Genomic DNA, 4,880 nt, shown 5'->3' on the forward strand with positions numbered 1-4,880 from the left:
GGTGAATCTATGCGAAAACTGGATCAATCCGGACACTTGTAGTAAAAATTAGGTTAAGAGAAATCTGGGATCACGACTGTCCGGATGATCCCGAAACCGCTGTCCGGAATGACCGAAATTCGCAATAGCAGCATCTAATAATTCATCTTTTCCTTTTTTAATGCCTTCAATAGTTGGTTCAACTCTAACATCAGGAGTAATACCGATGCGTTGAGTTTCTCCACCATTTGGGTAGTAAATGCCGACACCTGAAAAGCTTGTTTTTAAACCTCCGGGTAGATAAAAGAATGTCATATCACCATCAGCGCCTCCTGAGTTGCTGCCTACGAGAGTCGTGTTTACGCCTTTTTGTAACGCCATAGCGATAAATTCAGGTTGGCTCTGGCTTTCTTCATTAATTAAAACGACTAATGGTTTTTGATATAGGGCGTTGCCTGGATTAACCTTGAGTTTTCCCTTATTTCCTATTTCACCAGGATTGCCTAACTCAGCTCCGGTAGCTGAGACAAATTCAACGGGCTTATCAACAAAATACTTGCCTAATTCGTTTAAAGTAGGTTCTTTAGGGTATTGTCTTAAATCGACAATAATTCCATCTGTGTCGAATAACTCATTCATTGCTAAATCGACATCGTTAATTGCCAGTTGACCAATGCTAATATACCCAACATTACCTCTTAATATGGAATGAGAACCAACAACCTTTGGTGCGTCAACTTGATTAAAATCAATATTGTTAGGAGGAAGATTGTTTAGCTGAAATGATAAGCTCTTACTTTTTCTGATGACGGTAATGGAGCTTAATTTTTTTGAATCAATGAAGAACTGATAACCAAGCCTAAGCATTTTGGCTTTAAAGTTAGAGGCTGCAATCAAGCTTGTTTTTTGTTTTATCACTTCCTTAATCGGCATTTCGTTGAACTCGGTGATAATATCACCAACTTCTAGCTGATAGTGATAGTTAGGTTTTTTGAGTACAGGAATCCGACTGCTAACAATGAGTTGTTTTTCAACCCACTTAGCTATGTAGGGAGCTTGATACTTGTTTTGAGAGAATATTGCATTTTTCCCCCACAGTAATACGTGGCTATCATCCACTTCCTCAATTAACTTAGTCACAGCCAACTCATAAGCCAGTTCATTTTCTGCTTTGATAAAATTTGGTAAATGTTTACTCAGAATTTCTCGCCAATTGGTATCGGTTAGATACTTATATGGGAAAAAATAATGCACGATATTCCAGTATCGATAAAGGCTCAATAGTCGATATCCAACATCAGGATAAGCCATATCCTTATATGAGTTTTCATTAGTAAATGTTGGTGCTGGAGAGTTTTCATAGGCTACATAATGATGTTTGCCTTGATAGCGATTCTTATAAATGTACTTGAGTTGCTCAGCAAATTCTTTTGAGGCGATACCTTTAAGCCAGAAGTGATCGGGTTTGAGTTTAGAGTCACTTTTTGTTGGTTCACAGGTGGTACATAAATCTACTTTACCTAATTTAGTTATCCAGCTTGATAAAACCTGCTCTGCTTTTTTTCTTGATTTGGTGTCTTTAGATATTCAGGTAAAACTTCAAATAGTTGGTGATCCCAATTTAATTCTCCACTAGCTGATTTAGGATGGTAATACTTTAAAAAGCCCCAAACTTGACCGAGAAGTTCCAGCTTTTGGTGTTGTAATGGAGATATTTTAGTGAGTTTAATCCCCAAACTTTTAGAATACTTTGATTCAGGTGTCGTAGGTTTTGTTTCATCAGCAACCACCGATGAACTTATTAAAAAAAGGCAGATAAGAAGGTACCGCATAACGCACATTTCCTTTTATTTTGTTATTGGCAAACAATACGTTATCAATGAAACAAACAAAAAGAAAGTACGTTATTGATAGTTACCTTCTCAAACTACAACTACCGATCTTCCCTCGATTTGTTGGAGCTTGTTCCCATTCAGGCTCAGGAAATACTGGCCAATCAACAGATAAAACTCTGTTATGAAGCATGGTGAAGTTGGCTTGGTGTTGGTCAATTCCATCGGTACTGAATTCTAAGATAAAATTTGCTTTCCAACATAAGCCTGTATTGCCGCCGAATGAAGGGCGAGCGGATGACATAGCAACTGTTAACATTTGAACATTTTGTTTTGCTGCTTCTCGTTCAGCAAATAAACGACTGTTTTCAGCCATTTGTCGTAGTTGCCAAAAAAAAGCTGCAATTAAAAATATGGCCAAAATCAACAGTAAATCTATCATTGTTATTTATTCCTTTAGCGGAAGGTAGTTCTTGTACTACCCATCCACTTTTAAATTTTGTTAGTGACTTGTTGCTTTAAACAATCCACCAATAGCTTTTGATAATGTTTCGCTTCGCTGTGGATTTCTTAGTTCACCCAGCATAGCATTTCGTAACTGTGGTATCGCTACTAAATCTGCAAAAACTTGGTTAAAAAACGCTTGTGATTGCAGTGCTAGTGCTTCTAAATAAGCCAAGCGTATTTGCTCATTAGACAATACCGACCAATTTCTTGCAGCAATCGTTATCAGAATTGAATCAAGGCTGAGTTTTCGTTGTTTTATCAAATGCATTACTGCTTTTTGAGAGTACTCTTTATGGCTTGCTACTGCTCTTAATAAAGGTAGAGTTAAATCTTCAAATGAGTTAACAAAAGCATCATAAATGAGCTTTGCTATATCATCAGAAATATCCATGTGCTCAAGGCATTGACACAAGGCTCCTTGTACTTCAATAGCACTGTTTTCCAATCCATTTAAAATGTGTTGCTCATGATCCAGTTGTTTCGCTCTCACACACACATCAGCTATACCTTGTAGACCAATATACTCCCAATTTTCTTTCGGCATTTGACCAGATAAATATTGAATGGCTGATTCGTATTGAGATGAGGCGGGTAAACCTAATTGCTTTCTTACAAGTGCATTGAATACGGCGAGCTTTTCTTGGCTTGGTTTAAAGCTAAATGGGTTATTAGCCAAAGCTTGCTGCTGTTGTTCAGTAAGTGGTTGTGTTGGATCGCGTCCAAGCGCTTCTAAAATCATTTGAATAAATTGAGAGCGTGCCGCTGGAACAAATAGTCCTCGCTCGTCTAATGCTAGCTTGATAAACCAAATATAAGGTTGCTTATCTTCATTCCAAAAGACGACCGCAAATTGCGCATGACCTTGAATTGGATATGGATAAGGTGTTTTAAGAGACTCAATTTGATGAAATGCCATCATGTCGATATGTTGAACACGGCGGCCTAAGTCATAGATTTGAAATTGGGTTTGAGCTGTCGTTAAAAATTGGCTTAAGGTGGTGATTTCAGTCATTTGGCTTACTCAAAGTAACGAGTGGCTTCATCTTTGAGAAGATAAATCAGTATCTCGTTGTTGTTCATTGCATAGAATATGGAGGCTTTCGATATGAAAACAATGGCAATATCAATGTTTTTAGTGATTTTTGATAGTGTTTTGTCAAATGAGCCTCTAAGGGGCGCATATTGAAGTATTTTGAGAATAAGTGCAAACGGCCGCTGAGTTATAATTGTGTGCAACTTCTTTGCGACAAATACAGTTGCTTGGCTTCATTAAGATATATCACCAGATTTGGTGTGAGGCTTCTAGTTTGATCGACGAGCGCCCATTTAAATTGCCTCTTCAATACTTCTGCATGTGTTGTTTTACTTGCTTCCCTTTTAAGGTGCAAGCTAACACGTGGCAGCTGTGCTAATGAAGAGATAAAGTTATCATTAAAAATTAATTTTCCCATTAACTCATTTGCCATTAGTGCGCTTCTCCAGTTGTCTGCTGCTGAGTACTCTTTATTCAATAATTCTTGTAATTGGTAAAGAGATTCCGCTTCTTCTGGTAGAATTCGAGTCCTTCGAGTGAGGGCTAGATTAAGTATACTTTTAACTGTTAGTTGATCACCCAAGGTGCTAATTTTTTCATTTGCCATTAAGTTTTGCACTGTTACGCTATCGGGGCTGTAGTTTACCGCTCTCTTCCAAGATAAAAATTCGCTCAGCTCAGGGGGAATATTTACAAAATCTTCATTGCGACCTGTTTTGTCGACAACTTGGAAGGGCACAGTTGCTAGCATTAATGTTCCATGCACCCCTAATAAGGTATGAATGTGTCGATATTCATTTCTCATCATTGGTGGTGCTTTTGTTAAAGTCGTTCTTTCCGCAGTGGTTTCCTTAAGACGACTATTGAAAGACGTTGCATGGCAAGCGTTTAATTCAACCTCTAGGGTACGGGCTTTTTGACTAAATTCATCATTAGACTCAATACCTGAGCATGTACTACAAGATTGCCAAAATTTGCTCCATAAAGATCTTTGTTCGTCCACATGAAAACAGCCATTTTTCGATTTATGTACACAAAAAGGTCTCGGTCGATTATTGGTAACAATAAAGGTTTCTACTCTATATGGTAATGTTTCTTTGTAGCTGCGCTTTGATTTTAGTTTGAGTTTAAAGGTGCTAATGACTTGTTCAATAGAACTAGAAAAGTCACCTTTTCTTAGCACTTCTAATGGCTGCTCGCTGGAGGCTGTTGTTTGAAATACCATAATATTTTACTTGAATTAGTAAGGGGTCTTGAAGAGAGCAAGAACCCCAATGGGAATAGATAAACAAATTTAATGAGACCAGACTCCCTACAAGTTAACTCCATATACCCGTTCAGCGCTTGTCGAGAGGTGTAAATTTGTGACATAGATCCTTTTATGATCTTGTTTTATTTTTATTAACTCAAGTTTCGGAGTTCATTTTTAGCTAAAATCATGGGAACTTTTCAGTTGAAATAGCCTCTTGGCGTAATGTAAAAGTATCCATTTGCATGACTTGATTAAAAAACTTGGTTACTTCTTCGTT

At 37.6% G+C, this 4,880-nt stretch carries 5 protein-coding genes; all 5 read right to left on the reverse strand.

What is annotated here, in order from left to right:
* Positions 1 to 48: 48 nt before the first annotated feature.
* Complete coding sequence (locus tag D5018_RS20615; RefSeq protein ID WP_121840858.1) at positions 49 to 1,290, reverse strand: S41 family peptidase; 1,242 nt, start codon at positions 1,288 to 1,290, stop codon at positions 49 to 51.
* 218 nt (positions 1,291 to 1,508) lie between these two features.
* On the reverse strand, positions 1,509 to 1,769 hold the full coding sequence (locus tag D5018_RS20620) for a hypothetical protein (protein ID WP_133309363.1): 261 nt from the start codon (positions 1,767 to 1,769) through the stop codon (positions 1,509 to 1,511).
* A gap of 124 nt (positions 1,770 to 1,893) precedes the next feature.
* Positions 1,894 to 2,253: a DUF3301 domain-containing protein gene (locus D5018_RS20625; RefSeq protein ID WP_121840860.1), complete on the reverse strand. Its 360-nt coding sequence runs from the start codon at positions 2,251 to 2,253 to the stop codon at positions 1,894 to 1,896.
* Between the two features lie 60 nt (positions 2,254 to 2,313).
* Positions 2,314 to 3,330 (reverse strand): DUF3549 family protein, encoded by a 1,017-nt coding sequence (locus tag D5018_RS20630; protein WP_121840861.1) that lies wholly within the window; start codon positions 3,328 to 3,330, stop codon positions 2,314 to 2,316.
* A 208-nt stretch (positions 3,331 to 3,538) separates the two neighbouring features.
* Positions 3,539 to 4,576: a hypothetical protein gene (locus tag D5018_RS20640; protein ID WP_121840863.1), complete on the reverse strand. Its 1,038-nt coding sequence runs from the start codon at positions 4,574 to 4,576 to the stop codon at positions 3,539 to 3,541.
* Positions 4,577 to 4,880: the final 304 nt, after the last annotated feature.

This window comes from Parashewanella curva, assembly GCF_003675895.1.
Taxonomy (GTDB): Bacteria; Pseudomonadota; Gammaproteobacteria; order Enterobacterales; family Shewanellaceae; genus Parashewanella; species Parashewanella curva.